The sequence below is a fragment of the Streptomyces odontotermitis genome (assembly GCF_050510915.1).
Taxonomy (GTDB): domain Bacteria; phylum Actinomycetota; class Actinomycetes; order Streptomycetales; family Streptomycetaceae; genus Streptomyces.
Window position 1 is genome coordinate 40991 of sequence record NZ_JBNJLS010000018.1, and the last position, 16704, is coordinate 57694.

The following is a 16704-nucleotide window of genomic DNA, read 5'->3' on the forward strand; positions in this document are numbered from 1 at the left end:
TCCTGAGCGACGACTCAGCGCATTTGGTTGAACGTGCGGAATCGGTCCGGGGTGTACCAGGCGGTACCGGTGCTCCCCGTAACGATGCGCTCCGCATCCCGGGCATGGCCGGGCTGTTTGCGGTTGACGTCCCACTCCTGGTACTGAATCCGATTGCCGCTGGCATCGGTGACGGGCAGCGTTTGCTCTCGGTTGGGCCATGTCGCACCACCGTGGGTGCCCGATCCGTCCTCCGGCGGCCACTGGCCGGCATCGATGAGCTGCAGGGTCTGCCAAGCACGGTCGGGAACGGTGCCATTGCTGTCCTGGGCGGAAGGGGCCCCGCCGACCGATGTGCTTGTGGTGACGGTGGAGCCGAGGATCGGTCCGTCGTCGGCGGCGCACACGGCGGAAGGGGCCCAGGCACACAGGCCCGCCACGAGCGTGGTGCAGATTGTCCGGAGGGTGTTGAGACGCATGCAGAAGTCGTACGCCATCTCGGTAGTCGCCTACTAGCCACTGTCCGGGTGAACCCTCACCCGGACATTCAGAGGTGCGGACTGCGGGTCCCTTCGCGGGTTTCCAGGCAGCCTCGGGAAACGGCAGCGCTCTACAGCGTGCCTAGCGTGGATGAAGCACCATCTGTCTCCTGCCCGAAACGGTAGAAGCACCCCAGCCCCGCCACCAGACCACCAGCACGAACGCCCAGCTCAGCCAGCCCTCAACCAGTCACTCGAGAAGAGCCGCATCCGCGCAGTTAGGCTGCGCATGTGTGGAGAGAGGCAGCAGGTAAGGCGTCTTCCGAGGCCGAGTTCGACGAGCCCGTGGGCATCGACGCGCTGGCCGCGGCCGAACAGCGGCTGGGGCACCCGCTGCCGCCCGACCTCATCGGTCTCCTCCACGAGACGGACGGCATCGTGGGCCCCTATGGGGTCGCCACGGTCTGGCCCCTGGAGCGGATCATCGAGGACAACCTCCGCTTCCGGTCGGACCGTTCACTCGCCGACTTGTACATGCCCTTCGACGCGCTCCTCTTCTTCGGCGACAACGGCGGCGGTGACCAGTTCGCGTTCGTGCGCACTCCGCAACGGCCCGACATCTTCGTGTGGCAGCACGAGGACGACAGCCGCCGATGGGTGGCGCGCGGCCTGTGGGACTACCTGGACCGATCCCTCGCCGATGAGGGCGGGGACGACTGGTACATGTGAACCGCCTTGGGCGCAGCTCTTGTGCGGGAGTTGCCTGCCTGAGTTCTGTTGCCGACCCCTGGCAGGACGGCGTCTGCGCCATGGTGTGGGGGAGGGCGCCTAATCGAGATCGGGCGCCTAATCGAGGTCGGGCGCCTAATCGAGTGTCGGCGGCCCCGCCTCGATGCGCCGCAGCACCGGAGCCAGGCGGTCCACATCGGGGCCGGGATCGAGTTGCCTTTCGTCCCACCAGGTGGCGCCCGCGTCGCGCAGCGGGCCGATCACATCCTTGGCCTTGGCGGCGTCCGCCGGAGTGGCGCCGCCGATGACGAGGTCGAAGGGGCGCCGGATGTCGCCTTCTCGATGACCGCGCACATAGGTGATCAACTCCCGTACGTCTTCGCGGTCCGGCGGGCATCCATGCAGGGCGTTCTCGAACAGGGGAACGGCACCGTCCCACCGCGCAGCCCGTCGCATGGGCGGACGGCTCGGCCAGAATCCCCCGATCCACACCGGCGGCCGGGGGCGCTGCACGGTGGCGGGCTGCAGGCTGACGTTCCGTGCCTGGTAGTGCCGACCGTGATGGTCGACGGCCTCGCCCGTCCAGAACCGGCCCAACAACTCCAGCCCTTCGTCCAGCCGTTCGGCGAGCACACGTCGATCGGTGGAGTCGCCGAAGCTGCCGTACTCGTCCTCGACCGGTCCACCCAGCCCCGCGGCGAAGACGACTCTGCCTCCGCTGAGGTTGTCCAAGGTGGCGACCTGCCGCGCGAGTTGCTGCGGCCGATAACGAGCCACTGGAGTGAGCAGCGTCCCCACCCGGATCCGTGACGTCGCGAGTGCGGCCGCGGTCAGCAGCATCCACGCGTCCCCGAAGGGCCGCCCGGAGTACTCCCGGTAGTGGACGTGGTCCCAGACGAAGAGCCCGTCCCACCCGGCCTCCTCGGCCGCTGCCGCTACGGTTGCCACGTTTCGGGGGTCGGCGAAGTCACCGAAGTTCGGAATGTTGATGGAGAAGCGCATCCGGGCATCGTGAGCCACGCCCACCTGCCCAGGCAAGGTCATTCGCGGGTCACACAGTGACCCGCGAATCCATCGGTGCCCCGGCTGGAAGACCTCCGGGGGCACGGTCCGGTCCATCGCGCAGACGGTGTCCCACCCGGACTACAAGAACGGCGAGGGAACCGGCCCCAACCGCAACGACCTCGCTCTGATCCGCCTGAACCGTGCGGTCGCCGAGAAGCCCGTCCGTATCGCCGACAAGCCGGGGCGGCCCGGCACCGCGACCCGGATTCTGGGCTTCGGCACCATCGACGACGCTCCCGACCCGACCAAGTGGGTCTTCCCCAACCGGCTCCAGGAGCTCGACACTCGCAGAGCGGCGGTCTCCGAGTGTGCGCCGGGCTACGCGAACAGCACCCGCCTGTGCACGGTCAGCCAGGTGCCGAAGGCCATGGCCTGCAACGGCGACTCGGGCGGCCCCCAGCTCCAGCGGGACCGGAACGGGCGCTGGGAACTCATCGGCGTCACCTCGGGCCCGGGTGCTCCGGGCGCCCCGGGCGTGCGGTGCAGCGAGGGCCCGGGGCTCTACACCAGCGCACCCGCCTACGCGGGCTGGATCCACAAGGCGACGAGCCGTAAGGGCTGATCCGGACGAGACCGTGAGCGGGAGGCTCCAGGGTCGGGGGAGTGGCACCGTACGCTATAGTCGATCATGAAGTCGTCGCCGGAACTCCCGGCGCCTGACGGTGCGTTGGTCGTCTAAGGAAAGACGCCCCGCTTCCTGCGGGGAAATGCAGGTGCAAGGCCCGCCCAGCGCTCCAAGACCGGCCCTCATTCCGCCATTGCGGGGTGAGGGCCGGCGCGTTGAGGCAGAGCTTCCACGGGAAGTCCAGCTCGTGACCGTGACCGTGACCTGGGTCGGGGTCGGGGTCGTGGCCGTGAAGGGCATAGCGGCGGGGTCGGCGGGGCCGGGACCCTGCCGACCCGGCCAGAGGGTCAGGTGAGGTCGAGGAAGTTCCACCGGGCGTCGGGCTGGGCGCCACTGAGCCACTTGCCGCAGTTCTGGAGCACGACCGGGCTCGAGGTGATGTGTTGCGTGCCGGTGCCAAGGTCGCGCAGGAAGCGGTCGATCGGGCCGCGGCGGATCGCCGCTGAGCCTGCCCAGCGGTGGACGGTGCGGCCCACCTCGGCCACGGTCGAGGTGCTGTGGTTCAGAACGAGACGGATCAACGTGTCCTGCTCCGTGCTCGGCAACTGGCCCTGGTCCAGGGTCTGTTCGATGTCCTGCCAGACGTCGTTCACCCAGGCCCGGGCCGCCCGGAGCCCGGCCTCGGCCGTCGCGTACTCCGCGTGGAACTGGGAGGTGTCCACCGCGGCGCCCCGCGAACCGGTCCGCCCGGCGGCGACCCGCTTCAGCTCGTCCAGGAGCCGCCGGCCCACACCAAGGGCCCAGCCCGTGTGCCCGATCGCCGACATGTTGACCAGGCCCAGGCGGTAGAGGGCGCCGCCGTTGACCGGGCTGGTGGTGGTCGCGACATAGGTGTACTCGTGCGGCACGTACACGTCGGTGCAGTGGTAGTCGATGCTGTGTGTCGCGCGCAGCCCGAGCACCTCCCAGTTGCCGTCCAGGCTCACCCGCGACTTCGGCATCGCAAGGACCCGCAGCTCACCGGTTCCCTCCACCTGGATCGCACTGTGGATGTGGGTGGCGTGCGCCATCCCGGAGGCGAACTGCCACTGGCCGCTGACCCGATAGCCGCCCTCCACCGGCACGGCCTGGCCGGGCCGTGTGCCATGCCCGGACAGCAGCGCGTACTTGCCGCTCGCCACGTCGGGAAACAGCTCCTGCGCCGCCTCCGCCGCAAGGTACGCCGCGGTTGTCCCGGTCATCAGCTGCAGCGCGAACATGGTCCACCCGGCCGAGGCGTCGTGGTAGCTCGCCCGCTCCACCGTCTCGATCAGCTGCCGCGGCGCGAACTCGTACCCGCCCAGACTCAGCGGAAGCTCCGCCCGCACGATCCCCGTGTCCAGCAGCGCCCGCGCCGTGTCCTCCGGCAGCCTCCCCAACTCCTCGGCGGTATGGGCCCGTTCATCGAGCATCCCGCCGAGTGCGTCGATCCTCTCCAGCACCCCCGCCAGCTCGGCACTGACATGCAGCCGGCCCGTGTCCCCCATGAATGTCCTCTCCTTGTGGCCCGAGTGCCGATCGTCTCACGCACCCGCCCGGCATCCCGGCCCGCCGGACCCCAACAAGCCGCAGCCGTACGCCTGTTGAAGCCAGAGTCGAGAGTGTCCGTCCCGTGGCGGTGTCAGGTGGCTTGTGAGGTGCCCGGTGACCGGGCGAAGTCGGAGAGGGTGTGGACGTCGGTGTCGCGCAGACCGATGCGCGGGTCGACGTGGTGGAGAAGCCCAGGGCCGCGATGGCGGGCGGTTACGTATGCCTCGTCGAGGCTGCTCTGTTCGTCGTCCACCCAGGCGGAGGGGCGCCCATGGGCGCAGTCCACAAGGAGGCTGGTCTTCCAGTGGACCCCGTCGGGGCCTTCCTGTGGCATGTGGCACCAGTGGCGGAGAACAGACGAAGTCAGAACGGGCTGAGCCCCGCCACCGGCGTCCTCCGGCGGCGGGGTTCAGACAGCCGGTCAGACTGTGCTGTCAGTACTTGAGGCACTGCACCAGGGTCTTCTTGATGACCGCGCCCCTGAGCTTCCCGGGCACGTCCTTCGCACGGATGCTGTACGTCACGGCGCGCTTGCCGGTGGGCGTACCGCGCCAGGCCAGGAGATAGCCCTGGTAGGCGTTGAAGTCCTGGGTGTACACGTGATGGCCGCGCCCCGGGGTCTTGAACTTGTGCTCGATGCGGCCGATGGCCTGCGAGTTGATGAAGACCTGCTTGCCCTTGCCGCAGCGCTTGGTGGCGACCTTCTTGTCGTTGACCTTGCCCTTGCCGACCGTCTTGGTGCCACGGGTGCTGCAGAAGGCGAACGCCTTGGCGAGGTTCTTGCCGCTGCCGTAGGTCGAGGTGAGCTTCCAGGCCGCGTTCTTGCGCCAGGTCGGCAGGACCGTCGTGGAGATGCCGTCCGGCGTGTTCATGTACTGGCGGGAGCGGATCTTCTTGGTGCCTGCGGCTCGCCACGAGGCCCGGAACTTGCCGGCCCCCTTGGCGTACAACCAGACGGTCTGGCCCTTCTTCGGGCAGGACTTGATGCCCTTCTTGGAGTGGAAGCCCTTCACGGCGGCGTCAGCGGGGGAGCTGACGGTCAGGGGGGCGAGCAGCGCGACGCCCACGGTGAGCGCGGAAGCGGCGACGCCGGAGCGGCTGCGCAGGAACCTCATGATGCACGGCTCTTTCTGGTCGGGAACGAGGGCCCGCCCACCGTAGGGGCCATGGCTGCGCCGCGACATTGTCCGAAAGGGCAGCCCCTAAGCAGCGGGCCCCTGGACAAGACCACTCCGTGGACAAGCCCCCTTCGCCATGCTGCTCACTCGGAGGCTCGCCGCGTTCGTCGACGATGAAGAGCGCCGTGCGGTCGATGAGCGGTCTGCCGCTGCTTGTGCGAAGTCGGTTCGCTGATACGGGCGGCAGCCCCGTACTGCCCTCGATGAGGGGAGACCCGACGCCGTCGGGAATTGCGCGCACGGTCCTGCCATTGCGTCGGCGGTCGCTAGTGTCGACCCATGTCCAGTCCTGGAGATGTGCCGCCGGAGATCCTGAACCGGCTGCGGCCGATCTGTCGGCAGCTGCCCGAGTCGTACGAGGAACCGGCCTGGATCGGTGTGCGCTGGCGGATCCGTACGCGGACATTTGCTCATGTCTACGCGCCGGACGCGGAGCGTCACCCGGTCTACGCGCCGTTTGTGTCCGCAGATCAGGAACTGGTCGTGATGACTTTTCGGGTCCCCGTCGACGATTTGCTCGGCCTGACCGCCAGCGGGTTCCCGTTCCTCCGCGCCGACTGGGGCCACAACGTCGTTGCCGCCGTGCTCGGTGACCACACCGACTGGAGCGAGCTCACCGAGCTGATCACCGACAGCTACCGCGAGATGGCCCCGAAGTTCCTCGCTGCCCAGGTCGCCCTCCCGCCTTCGACCAGCTGACCGGCGGTGGGAGGGGGACCCGGGCGTGCGGCACCACCGGTCTTCTTGCCGCCGCACTCCTTGTACGTGTCGACCACGCCGGACGGCCGACGCTTGCCTGCCCATCTCCTCGGCCGGTGCCACGGCCGCCGGGCCGGCTTTCGTAGCGTCAGGCTGCGCCTGTGCACCTGCTGCGGCCGGTGTCGCGAGCACGGCCGTGCCCAGAGCGGCGGCATGCTGAGCCGAAAGGGCGATGCCGCGTAGGCGGCCGAAGGGGCTGCGCGCGGAGCGTTGGCGGCCCCGAAGAGGTGTGCCGGTTCCCCGGATTCGCGGTGTGTCCGCGGCGACTCGCCTGGCGATCCGGAAGGTGGAGGAAGAGCGTCTGTGGCCGGGGGATGTGGCCGCTGCCCTGGCGGAGTGCCGGTGGTATCTGGAGCAACCAGGGCGCGTTCTGCCGGATCCGGAGACGGCCTGCGAGTGTTGTGATCCTCTGGTGGCGCGAGACCGCCTGGAAGACGTACTGCAGTGGCTTCCCCGTGGTGCTCGGACCGACCTCGGAAGGCTCGTTGCCAGGTTGGACGCCGAGTTCGACCGCCGGGCCGTCTCCCTCAGCTCTCACCTCACGCTGGCACCTCCGTTTCGCGCTTGCGGGTATTGGCGTCGGAGATTCATGGAGAACTGAGGGCCCGGTCCCGTCCAACCGCTGTGGTGCAGCCAGTCCGCGAAGGTCATCACGTCGGGGTGCAGGCGGCGCAGGAGGCCGATGTTCCGGTCCTGGGCGTAGAGATCGCGGTCGGCGAAGAACCGGAACATCGCCGCGTAGTCGTGGCTGAACTCGGGGACGGCGGCGTGCAGTTCGTCGTGCGGCATCGGGGTGTAGGTGCTGGGGGTGCCCGTGACCTGGGCGAAGGTGGCGGCGATCTCGTCGCCGGTGAGGCTGTCGCCGATCACCGCGAGGTCACGGGCGCCCCAGGACTGCCAGTTGTCGAACATGTGGCAGGCGAACCAGGCGATGTCGTCGAGGGCGACGAGCGGGTAGCGGGCGGCGCCGAGAGGGAGCCGGAAAGTCAGGCCGCCCCGGCCGTCCGGTCGGGGGGTGAGCCGGTCCCGCAGGTTCTCGAAGTACGGCGCCGTGGTCAGTACCGAGACATGGTCCGTGTACCAGCCGTCGGTCTCCTTGCGGAGCATCTCCTCCGACCGCATCAGGTCGATGTGGGCGGCGACGGCGGCCTTGCTGTCGAAGTGCGGGACGGGGTGGCCGGTCAGGGACACCGCGCTGTCCAACGAGGACCAGATGAAACGCTCCACGCCGGCCCGCTCCGCGGCGGCCACGAGGTGCAGCCCTTGCCGATACTCACCCACGGCGCTGCCCGTCGCGAAGAAGTCGGTGTTGGCGAACACGCGGTCGGCCTGCCCGATCAGGACATCGAGGGACGCCGGGTCGGAGCGCACCAGTCGCACGCGGTCGGGCGCGGTGGCGGCGAGTTCGGTGGCGTGGGCGGACTTCGGATGGCGGGTGGGGACGGTGAGGGTGGCGTCGGTGGTGGCCAGCAGGTGTCGGACCACATGGCTGCCCATGGCTCCGGTGCCGCCGACGACGAGGACGTGGGTCATGGCGTTGTTCCTTGGTGTGTCAGGACGTGTTCGGCCGCCTGGGCATGGGTGGCAACCCAGACGTCGCCGGACTCACGGATGGGGTCGAGGATCTGGCCGACCATCCCCGCGAGGAGCGGCCGTCCTGCGACGTGGGCGTGGATGGTCAGGCGGAAGACGCCGGGGCCGGGAGCGGCGAGCAGCTGGTTCAGCAGCTCACGGTGCAGGTCGCGGTAGGCGTACGGGCCGGCCGCGGCGTCGCGGACGTCGGAGTGGTCGCTGTGCATGAGGGAGACCAGAGGACCGTGAGCGGTGGACAGGACCCGCGGGAGGTCGTGGTCGCCGTGGTCGCCGGTCCAGCGGTAGCCGGACTCGGCGAGCAGCTCGTCGGTGTGTCTCGAACCGGTGGCGCGCGGGCTCATCCAGCCCGTCGGGCGCACGCCGGTGACGCGGTGAAGGATGTCGGTGCAGCGAAGGATATTGGTCCGCTCGGCATCGGCATCGAGCAGCGCGGGCACCACGTCCTGGGCCCAGGAGTGCGCGGCGACCTCGTGGCCCGCCTCGTGCACGGCCATGACGGTCTCGGGGTGCCGCTCGGCCACCAGCCCATTGACTCCGACGGTGGCGGGCAGGTCGCCGAGGACGTCGAGCAGCCGCCAGATGCCGGTGGTGACGCCGTAGTCCGCCCACGAGGTGCTGTGCGTGTCGTCGATGCCGGACAGCGGCCACGCCGCGGCCATCGGGGCGTAGGCGGGCCAGTGCCCTGGCGACCACATTTCCAACGCGACGGTGACCAGCGCGGCGACCTTCCGCCCGCCCGGCCAGTCGATCTCTGCCCTCATACGGTTCCCCTGCTCGATAGCTTCCGCAGTGGACGCTAGGGAGGCGGCAGGTACCTGCAGGTTCCTGGCGGCGGGCTACGGTCGGGGCATGCGTGCGTACTCCGGCAGCGTCTTCCTCGCCGACTGCCCCGCTCGGCTGGCGGTCGAGATCATCGCCGACAAGTGGGCGGTGGTCGTGCTGTTCGCGCTGAGCCGACAACCGTGCAGGCACGGTGAGTTGGTCGACCTGATCGGCGGAATCTCACGCAAGGTGCTGACCCAGACGCTCCGGCGGCTGCAGGGGTACGGCCTGGTCGACCGCCACGCCGGGGCCGGGAAGGTCGAGTACGTCCTGACGGACTTGGGCCGGACGCTGGTGAGGCCGATCGCCGTGCTGACCGAGTGGGCTCACGAGCACGGCGCGGCCGTGGTGGGATTCCAGGAGTCCAAGGAGACGGAGGAGACCAAGGAGCCCTAGGAGCCCGATGCGTCTTCGCCGACCGACCCGGGGGATGGTCGACGCCGACGCCAGCGCCACCGAGGACCGCTAACCCGGCTCCGAGCCGGGCCCGCGCCCCCTCATGCGCACCAACTGACCTACGCCTGCTCCTTGTACACGGCTTCGATGTTGTTGCCGTCCGGGTCGTCCACGAACGCGCAATAGGCGCGGTACTCGGGCCAGAGCCGAGGCTCGTACCGAGTCGTGCCACCAGCCGCCAGGGCGGCCTCATAGAAAGCGTCGACCGACGCCCGGTCACGAGAAGGTGACGTGGTGGATAAAGGGCCATCGTCCAGTCATGACCGCGCAGTGCACGAGAGGGGCTATGCGACGTTCACTCCGGCCCAAGCCGCTCCCACCGCTTGGTACTCGGCGCTCCCGGATCCGTACAGATCGGCAGCCGCAGCCAGTGTGGCGCTGCGCGCCGCCCGGTAGTTCGTGGTCGACGTCATGTACACCGTGAGTGCTCGGTACCAGATACGTGCCGCGGCCGTGCGGCCGATGCCGGTCACCGGGCGGCCGTCATAGGTCGGGCTGTCGTAGGAGACGCCGTTGATGACCTTCGGGCCGCTGCCCTCCGACAGCAGATAGAAGAAGTGGTTGGCGGGGCCTGCGGCGTAGAAGGGGTGGATCTCGCCGATGCCTGCGTACCAGTAGTCCTTGGAGACGCCGTCCCTGGAGGGCCGGTCCATGTAGCGCAGGGCGGTGCCGTCGCCGGGGCCTGCCTCCTCGCCGATCAAGTAGTCACCCGGGTCGGCCGTGTTGGCCGCGTGGAATTCCACTGCTGCCGCGAAGAGGTCGCTCGTCGCCTCGTTGAGGCCCCCGGGCTCCCCGCCGTAGGACAGGCCGGCCGTGGTCGCGGTGACGCCGTGGGCCATCTCGTGCGCGCCGACGTCGATGCGGGGGAGGGAGCCGGGCGGAGACTGCGTGCCGTCTCCGTAGGTCATGCAGGAACTGGTCATGTCGTAAAAGGCGTTGAGGTAGTTGACGCCGTAGTGGACGCGGCTGCACCCGCCCTTGCCGTCGCCGAGGACGCCCTTGCGGCCGTGTGCCGACAGGAAGTAGTCCCAGAAGACCGCGTGAATGTAGTGCGCGGCCACGGCATCCGACTGGCGGCCGCCCTCGCACCAGTTGTTGTCGTCGTCGGTCACCAGGGTGCCCGGGCCGGTGGTGCTGTTGTTCATGTCGTACGTCTTGTGGTTGCCGCGCTGCGGGTCGTTGAGTTCGTAGCGGCCGGTGGTGGCGTTGTAGGTGGTGTCGAGCGGGACCCGGCCCACGTTCGTGCCGCAGCCGACGCCGACTGCGGCACCCGGGACCGTCGGTCGGGCGGCGTTCGCGGGACCGGCCTGCAGGGCCAGGGTGGTGAGGACGGCGGTTGCCAGGGACAGGCAGCCCCACGCGGTGTGGCGGCGAGCAGGACGGATCGGGGCCATGTCGCTTCCCTACGGGCTGTTGGGCGGAGGGCAGAAGCTTGTCAGGAGCCCGACAATCGTACGGTTGGCGGTGTTGCCGACGTACGCACACGACAAGCCATGCTGCTGATTGATGCCGCTTAGAGGTCGCGCGGATAGGCGCTCCACGACGACGGGCTTCCCTTTGCCCGGGGGAGCTCTGGCCATTGGGCCTAGGGGAGAGTGAGTTGTCAGGTAGATGCCTGCCGGGGCTCCCCTGGTAGCGTTCACGGCATGTCTGCTGCTTCGTGTGCGGCCGCTTGCGCCGCAGTGACCAGGACGTCCCGCTAGCGGCGGGACGTTCGACTCACATCCCTTTCCTGGACGTCCAGCCGCTTCGTGACCAGACCGGAGCGGCACATTCGTGCTGCTCAGAGCTTTCTCTGAGCAACGGAGTACCTGATGCTTCCAGGCATCCATTCTTCACGCGGGCACAGCCCGTCCCCTGCACGTGCATGGCTGGTGCTGTGCGCGATGTCCATGCTGCAGTTCTTCATCGCGGTCGACGTGACCGTGGTCAACGTCGCCCTGCCCTCGATCGGCGCCGACTTCGACGTCGACGGGCACACACTGACCTGGGTCGTAGTCGGGTACACGGTCACCGGTGGCGGAATGCTGATGCTCGGTGGTCGGCTGGGCGACCTGCTCGGGCGGCGGCGCGTGCTGCTGCTCGGCACTGGCCTGTTCGGCACCGCGTCCCTGCTGGCCGGCCTTGCCCCCACGTTTTCCCTGCTGGTGGTCGCGCGCCTGCTGCAAGGCGCTGGCGAGGCCATCGCGCTGCCTGCCGCGATGGCCACCATCGTCCTGATGTTCCCCGAAGGCCCACGTCGCTCGCAGGCCCTGAGCGTGTGGGCGGCGGTGGCCAGCTGCGGTCTCGTGCTCGGATTCGTCCTGTCCGGAATCATCACCGCCCACCTGGGATGGCGGTGGATCTTCCTGGTCTCGGTTCCCTTCATCCTGGCCGTGCTGCTGGCAGCCGTCCTTCTGGTCGAGGGTGACCGGCCCGTGGCCAAGGACGCCCCGCCACTGGACCTTCCCGGCGCGCTGCTCCTGACAGCCGCCCCGCTGCTGTTCACCTTCGGCGTGGTCGAGGCCGGGGAGCCCGGAACGCCTGCATGGGTCGTCCCGGGGGCGCTGGCCGGGGCAGTGGCCGCCGGGGCCGGGTTCGTGCGTGCCGAGGCACGCTCGCGCAACCCGCTGCTGCCGCTGCGCTTCTTCGCCAACCGCACGCGGGTGGCGGCCAACCTGACCACGATGCTGCTGAGCGGGGCGTTGTCGACCTCGTTCCTGCTGTTCACCTTCTATCTGCAGGACCGATTGGGCATCGGCCCGCTGGGCGCGGGCCTGACGATGCTGCCTCTGGCCCTCTCGCTGATCGTGTTCTCCATGCTCGTGCCTCGTCTGCTGGGCCGCTGGGGAGCACGCACGTGTGTGCTGGCCGGCATCGGGTTCACCGCGGCCGCGATGGCCGCGATCGCGCTCGTCTCGGCCCTGCAGGCAGGTGGGCTGTTGATGATCCCGGCCATGATCCTGATCGCGGCCGGGATGGGGTTCGGCATCGTGGGGCTGCAGTACGTCGCGGTCAGCGGCGTCACCGAGGACGACGCCGGGATCGCCTCGGGCGTCCAGCGCGCGGCTGACCAGCTGGGCGGAGCGACCGGGGTGGCAGTCTCCGTCGGGATCGGGTTTGCCCCGACCCTGCACTCCCTCGATCCATTCCTGGTCGCCACACTGCTGGCCGCCGGGGGGCTCGGAACCGGTGCGGTCGTGGCCTGGGGCATGCCCGCCCCTGTTCCCACAGCGGACCTGCAGGAACAGACCGGGTAACCCTCGCCCCGCCGGGGTGCGCCGCCCTGACTGCCAACGCGGCACACCCCGGCGGGTCTTGCTGGTCAACGCCCTATACGGCCGAGCGAAGGTCACGTGCCCGTCCTGCCCTCCTCCATCACCGACCCTTTGTGGGATCAGTTCCAAGCCCTCCTGCCCAAGCGGGAGGCGGCCGCTCATCCGGTGGACCGAGGCAAGAGCGGTCTGAAGCGCTCGGTACTGGTCGACGGCGGCGGCTTGCCGCTGGGGTGGCTCCTTGCCGGTGCGAACCGCAACGACTCGCCGCTGCTGCGTCCCGCCCTGGAGACCCTGCGCCTGTTCGGGTTCCGTCTGCCACCGGCGGTCACGGTGCACCTGGACGCCGGCTACGACTCACACCCCAACCGGGCGCTGCTGGAAGAGCTGGGCTGCGCTGGGCGGATCACCCCGAAAGGGCAGTTCGTGCCGATCAACGACACGCACCGGTGGGTGATCGAGCGGACCAACTCCTGGCACAACCGAGGGCTCAACGCGTTAGCGATCGTGACCGACCGGCGCGCGGTGTTGCAGGAGGCGTGGGTGGCGTTGGCCGGCGCGGTCATCGTGATCTGCAGACTGCTACGCCGGGCCTGGACGGCATACCGGTGGGACGCCCGCCCGGAGCGACGGCCCTGACCTACCCGCGCGAACTCTTACCCGAACCGCCCCTGCGGCGGCGGCCTTTCGGTGCCTCGGCCCGGCCGGGACTGAGGCACCGATTCCGCCTCCTGGCCTCCTAGTTGTATTGACCCGCAGCGTTGTTGACGCGGCTGATGGGTGGCTGGCCATCGAGTGCGGTGTGGCAGCGGTGGTGGTTGTAGGTGTGGAGGAAGTCTGCAAGGGCCGCGGTGCGTTCGGTGTTGCTGGAGTACGGGCGTACGTAAGCCCATTCATCGAGGAGCGTGCGGTTCAGGCGCTCGACCTTGCCGTTTGTTTGCGGTCGGTACGGGCGGGTCCGCTTGTGGATGATGCCAGTGTCGCTCAGTGCCTGGCGGAACAGTTGGGATCGGTAGCAGGAGCCGTTGTCGGTCAGGACGCGCTCAACTGTGATGCCGTGTTCGGCGAAGAAGGCGTTCGCGCGATGCCACAACGCGGCCGCGGTCTCCTTGCGCTCGTTGGCCAGGACTTCGCTGTAGGCGAGCCGGGAGTGGTCGTCGATGGCGGTGTGGACGAAGCTGTAGCCGATGACGGGGCTGCCCCCTTGCGTGTGTCGGTCGTCGCCTGTCTGTTGGCTCCGGCCTGTTGGCGGGGCATGATGCGGGGTCCGCCGCCGTCGGGGATGTTGCCGAGCTTCTTGATGTCGACGTGGACGAGTTCGCCGGGGCGCTCGCGTTCATAGCGGCGGATGACTTGGCCGGTGGGCCGGTCCATCCAGCGCAGTCGGTTCAGGCCGTGGCGGGTCAGGACGCGGTGGACCGTCGAGCTGGGTACGCCCAGGACCGGTCCGATCCGTGCGGGGCCGAGCTTGCGATCGCGTCGCAGTGCGCTGATCTGCTCCTCGACGTCGGCTGGGGTGCGGTGCGGTGTAGTCCGAGGTCGGCTGGAGCGGTCATACAGCCCTGGTTTGCCTTCGGCTCGCCAGCGCCGGACCCACTTGTGGGCGGTAGTTCGAGAGATGCCCATTTCGTCAGCCACATGGGCCACGGGGCGGCCTGTCCGGACCCTGTCGACCAGGAGCTGGCGGCCGTGAACGGTCAGCCGGGCGTTGGGGTGGGTCACCTTGACCTTTCTGCTGTGGCGGGTTGATGAACTTCCGCACGCGCCGGTGGAGGTTCCGGCCCGTGAGGCCGGGCGGCAGGGATGTACTGCCGCCCAGCCGTGTCCGGTGGGGTCAGACAAGGACGGGTGTGTCGTGCTGGGTGGTGGTGCGGGCCCGGTAGAGGAGAGACGTGATGAGGGCGTCGGCAAAGAAGAGGCCGGCGGCCCAGGCGAAGGCGGTGGTGTAGCTGTGCACGGCGGCCTCGCCCTGGACTGCCGCGTCCGTGGCGTTCTTACCGACCAGGTAGGAGGCGGCGGCGCTGGCGGCGAGGGTGTTGAACAGGGCGGTGCCGATGGAGCCGCCGACTTGCTGCATGACGTTGACGGCGGCTGAAGCGACGCCGGCGTCTTCGGCGGGCACGTTCTACGTGGCAAGGGACATCGCGGGCGGAATGACAGCGCCCAGACCCGTGCCGATGACGACCAGCGGGGGCAGGACATGGATCCAGTAGCTGGAGGTGAGGGTGATGGCAGTGAGCCACAGCAGACCGGCGCCAGAGGTGACGAAGCCAGCTGGCAGTACCTTCTTCGCTCCGAGAGCGGGAAGGAGCTTGTTGGTGGAGACCTGGGCGACGATCATCATCGCGAAGATCATCGGCAGGAACGCAAGGCCGGTGGCGACAGGGCTGAATCCACGGTTGATCTGCAGGTAGTACGTCAGGAACAGCAGGACGCCGAACAGGCCCGCGCCGGTGACCAGTAGAGCGGTGAACGAAGCGGCCCGGTCACGGTCGCGCAGTACGCTCAGGGGCAGCAGCGGGTCGCTGGCACGGCGCTGCCAGAGGACGAACATGGCGATCAGTACGACCCCGGCGGCGAGGAAACCCCAGGTCAGGGGCGAGCCACAGGAGTGGGACTCGGCGTTGGAGAATCCCTAGACCAGAGCGAACAACCCGGCCGAAATCATCACGGTGCCTGGCAGGTCGAGGCGGGAGCTGGCCTTGTCCCGGGTGTGGGTCAGCAGCCGCACTCCGCCGAGGATGACGACGGCGGCGAAGGCGACATTGATGAACATGGTCCAGCGCCAGTCCAGGAATTGCGTCAGCGTGCCCCCGACCAGCAGACCGAGCACCGTGCCGGAGGCTCCGATCGCACCGAAGATCCCGAACGCCTTGGCGCGCTCCTGAGGTTCGGTGAACGTGGTGTTCAGCAGCGACAGGATGGCCGGGGCGAGCAGCGCGGCGAAGATGCCCTGCAGTGCGCGGGCGGCGACCAGAACCGCGAAGGAGGGGGCGATGCCGCCGAGGGCGGAAGCGACGGCGAAGCCGCCCGCGCCGATAAGAAGGGCTGGTTTGCGGCCGAAGAGGTCGGCCAGTCTTCCACCGAGCAGGAGCAGGGCGGCAAACGCCAGCGCGTAGGCGGTGATGATCCACTGCCGGGAGCCGTCGGAGAACCCAAGGTCGTCCTGGGCCGACGGCAGGGCGATGTTCACGATGGAGGTGTCCAGGACCACCATCAGCTGAGCCAGGCCCAGCATGGCCAGGATGCGACCACGACGAGGCGCGGGCGCGCCTACGCCGTCGGATTCGAGGGCCGCAGCAGACGCGTACTCATGACGAACTCCAAGTCAACGAACGAAAAGGCAGGGAGCAGAGGGTTGGGCGAGCTGCGGCTTTTGGCGCGGCCCGCTCTACGGGTCAGGGGCGGCGCGCGATCCAGGTGGTGCGGGTGGTGTGCACGCGCAGATCGTCACGGCGGGCAATGCTGTTCGGCTGTGTTCCGTCCAGCAGGACGTCCAAGGCCGCCAGGTCATCCGCGTCGAGCAGGTCGGTGGCGTGGGAGCGCAGCTTGGCCAAGAAAGCCTGGGCATAGGCGTTCACGGACGGTCCCGCCTGGGCGTGGTCGAGACGGATCTCGAAGGGCCGCTTCTCGACGGTGAACCCGGCGTTCCTGAGCTGGTCGGTCCACTCGTGGTCCGGTTGGGTGTTCGTGGCGGCGTGCAGGCGGGCCTCGAGGCCGGGCCGGCCGACCCCTGTGTCCTCGGGCAGATAGAGGGGGAAGAAGTCCATCTCGGTGACAGCCAGGAGCCCGCCCGGCCGCAGCAGCTCGAAGGTCCGGGCCAGAGTGCGGGCGGGGTCGGCCACGTGGTGCAGGAACGAGGCAGCCCAGATCAGGTCGTACGGCCCGTTCTCACCGATCTCGTCCCAGGGCCCGTCGATGTTTGCCTCAACCGTGCTGATCCGGTCGGCGACGCCGTGTACGGCGGCCTGCTTGCGCAGGCGGTGCAGCATCTGCGGGGAAAGGTCCACCGCCGTCACGTGCGCCGAGGGAAACTGGCGGGCCAAAGCGACACTGCCGGTGCCGGGACCACTGCCCAGATCCAGGATCAGGGATGGGCCGGAGGACGTGAGTTCCGCGAGCCAGCCGGTCAGCTCAGCGAGGTAAGAAGCGAGGACTTCAGCGTCAAGTTCGAGCAGCTTCGCCAGAGCGATGTCGGAACCTGCCGCCCGCTCATGCCCGATATGATCGCCAGTGTCGTGGTGTGTGTTCATACC

At 68.9% G+C, this 16704-nt stretch carries 12 protein-coding genes and 6 pseudogenes; 6 read left to right on the forward strand and 12 right to left on the reverse strand.

Features of this window, described 5'->3' with window-relative positions; genetic code table 11:
* Positions 1–14: 14 nt before the first annotated feature.
* On the reverse strand, positions 15–458 hold the full coding sequence (locus tag ACQB60_RS34550) for a ribonuclease domain-containing protein (RefSeq protein ID WP_496930071.1): 444 nt from the start codon (positions 456–458) through the stop codon (positions 15–17).
* A 291-nt stretch (positions 459–749) separates the two neighbouring features.
* On the opposite strand from ACQB60_RS34550, the gene ACQB60_RS34555 reads away from it, so the two are divergent.
* Positions 750–1187 (forward strand): SMI1/KNR4 family protein, encoded by a 438-nt coding sequence (locus ACQB60_RS34555; RefSeq protein ID WP_496930072.1) that lies wholly within the window; start codon positions 750–752, stop codon positions 1185–1187.
* A 135-nt stretch (positions 1188–1322) separates the two neighbouring features.
* Here the strand turns inward: ACQB60_RS34555 and ACQB60_RS34560 are convergent, their stop codons facing one another.
* A complete protein-coding gene (locus ACQB60_RS34560) occupies positions 1323–2189 on the reverse strand; it encodes an LLM class flavin-dependent oxidoreductase (RefSeq protein WP_496930073.1) in 867 nt (288 codons plus the stop codon).
* Positions 2190–2274: 85 nt separating this feature from the next.
* On the opposite strand from ACQB60_RS34560, the pseudogene ACQB60_RS34565 reads away from it, so the two are divergent.
* Positions 2275–2814: pseudogene (locus ACQB60_RS34565) on the forward strand (S1 family peptidase); the annotation flags it as partial.
* A 350-nt stretch (positions 2815–3164) separates the two neighbouring features.
* Here the strand turns inward: ACQB60_RS34565 and ACQB60_RS34570 are convergent.
* From ACQB60_RS34570 to ACQB60_RS34580, 3 genes and pseudogenes are all read right to left on the reverse strand, one after another.
* Positions 3165–4343 (reverse strand): acyl-CoA dehydrogenase family protein, encoded by a 1179-nt coding sequence (locus tag ACQB60_RS34570; protein WP_496930074.1) that lies wholly within the window; start codon positions 4341–4343, stop codon positions 3165–3167.
* Positions 4344–4477: 134 nt separating this feature from the next.
* A pseudogene (locus ACQB60_RS34575) lies at positions 4478–4714 on the reverse strand (hypothetical protein); the annotation flags it as partial.
* A gap of 106 nt (positions 4715–4820) precedes the next feature.
* A complete protein-coding gene (locus ACQB60_RS34580; protein WP_496930075.1) occupies positions 4821–5501 on the reverse strand; it encodes a hypothetical protein in 681 nt (226 codons plus the stop codon).
* A gap of 342 nt (positions 5502–5843) precedes the next feature.
* Here ACQB60_RS34580 and ACQB60_RS34585 point away from each other — a divergent pair, with 342 nt between their 5' ends.
* On the forward strand, positions 5844–6263 hold the full coding sequence (locus tag ACQB60_RS34585; protein ID WP_496930076.1) for an MmcQ/YjbR family DNA-binding protein: 420 nt from the start codon (positions 5844–5846) through the stop codon (positions 6261–6263).
* A 594-nt stretch (positions 6264–6857) separates the two neighbouring features.
* Here ACQB60_RS34585 and ACQB60_RS34590 read toward each other — a convergent pair.
* Positions 6858–7856 (reverse strand): NmrA family NAD(P)-binding protein, encoded by a 999-nt coding sequence (locus ACQB60_RS34590; RefSeq protein ID WP_496930077.1) that lies wholly within the window; start codon positions 7854–7856, stop codon positions 6858–6860.
* Positions 7853–8677, reverse strand: coding sequence for a polysaccharide deacetylase family protein (locus ACQB60_RS34595; RefSeq protein ID WP_496930078.1), 825 nt, complete (start codon positions 8675–8677; stop codon positions 7853–7855). Before ACQB60_RS34595 ends, ACQB60_RS34590 begins: the two co-directional genes overlap by 4 nt.
* An 88-nt stretch (positions 8678–8765) precedes the next feature.
* Between ACQB60_RS34595 and ACQB60_RS34600 the strand changes: the two genes are divergently transcribed.
* Positions 8766–9134: a winged helix-turn-helix transcriptional regulator gene (locus tag ACQB60_RS34600; RefSeq protein WP_496930079.1), complete on the forward strand. Its 369-nt coding sequence runs from the start codon at positions 8766–8768 to the stop codon at positions 9132–9134.
* 119 nt (positions 9135–9253) lie between these two features.
* On the opposite strand, the pseudogene ACQB60_RS34605 reads toward ACQB60_RS34600, so the two are convergent.
* Positions 9254–9412, reverse strand: a pseudogene (locus ACQB60_RS34605) (VOC family protein); the annotation flags it as partial.
* A gap of 66 nt (positions 9413–9478) precedes the next feature.
* Complete coding sequence (locus ACQB60_RS34610; RefSeq protein ID WP_496930080.1) at positions 9479–10588, reverse strand: M4 family metallopeptidase; 1110 nt, start codon at positions 10586–10588, stop codon at positions 9479–9481.
* Between the two features lie 492 nt (positions 10589–11080).
* Here ACQB60_RS34610 and ACQB60_RS34615 point away from each other — a divergent pair, with 492 nt between their 5' ends.
* Complete coding sequence (locus ACQB60_RS34615) at positions 11081–12433, forward strand: MFS transporter (RefSeq protein WP_496930081.1); 1353 nt, start codon at positions 11081–11083, stop codon at positions 12431–12433.
* Between the two features lie 168 nt (positions 12434–12601).
* A pseudogene (locus ACQB60_RS34620) lies at positions 12602–13087 on the forward strand (transposase); the annotation flags it as partial.
* 100 nt (positions 13088–13187) lie between these two features.
* Here ACQB60_RS34620 and ACQB60_RS34625 read toward each other — a convergent pair.
* The 3 genes and pseudogenes from ACQB60_RS34625 to ACQB60_RS34635 form a co-directional block, all read right to left on the reverse strand.
* Positions 13188–14170: pseudogene (locus tag ACQB60_RS34625) on the reverse strand (IS481 family transposase).
* 112 nt (positions 14171–14282) lie between these two features.
* A pseudogene (locus ACQB60_RS34630) lies at positions 14283–15722 on the reverse strand (MFS transporter); the annotation flags it as partial.
* Between the two features lie 124 nt (positions 15723–15846).
* Positions 15847–16701, reverse strand: coding sequence for a class I SAM-dependent methyltransferase (locus ACQB60_RS34635; protein ID WP_496930082.1), 855 nt, complete (start codon positions 16699–16701; stop codon positions 15847–15849).
* Between the last annotated feature and the right edge of the window lie 3 nt (positions 16702–16704).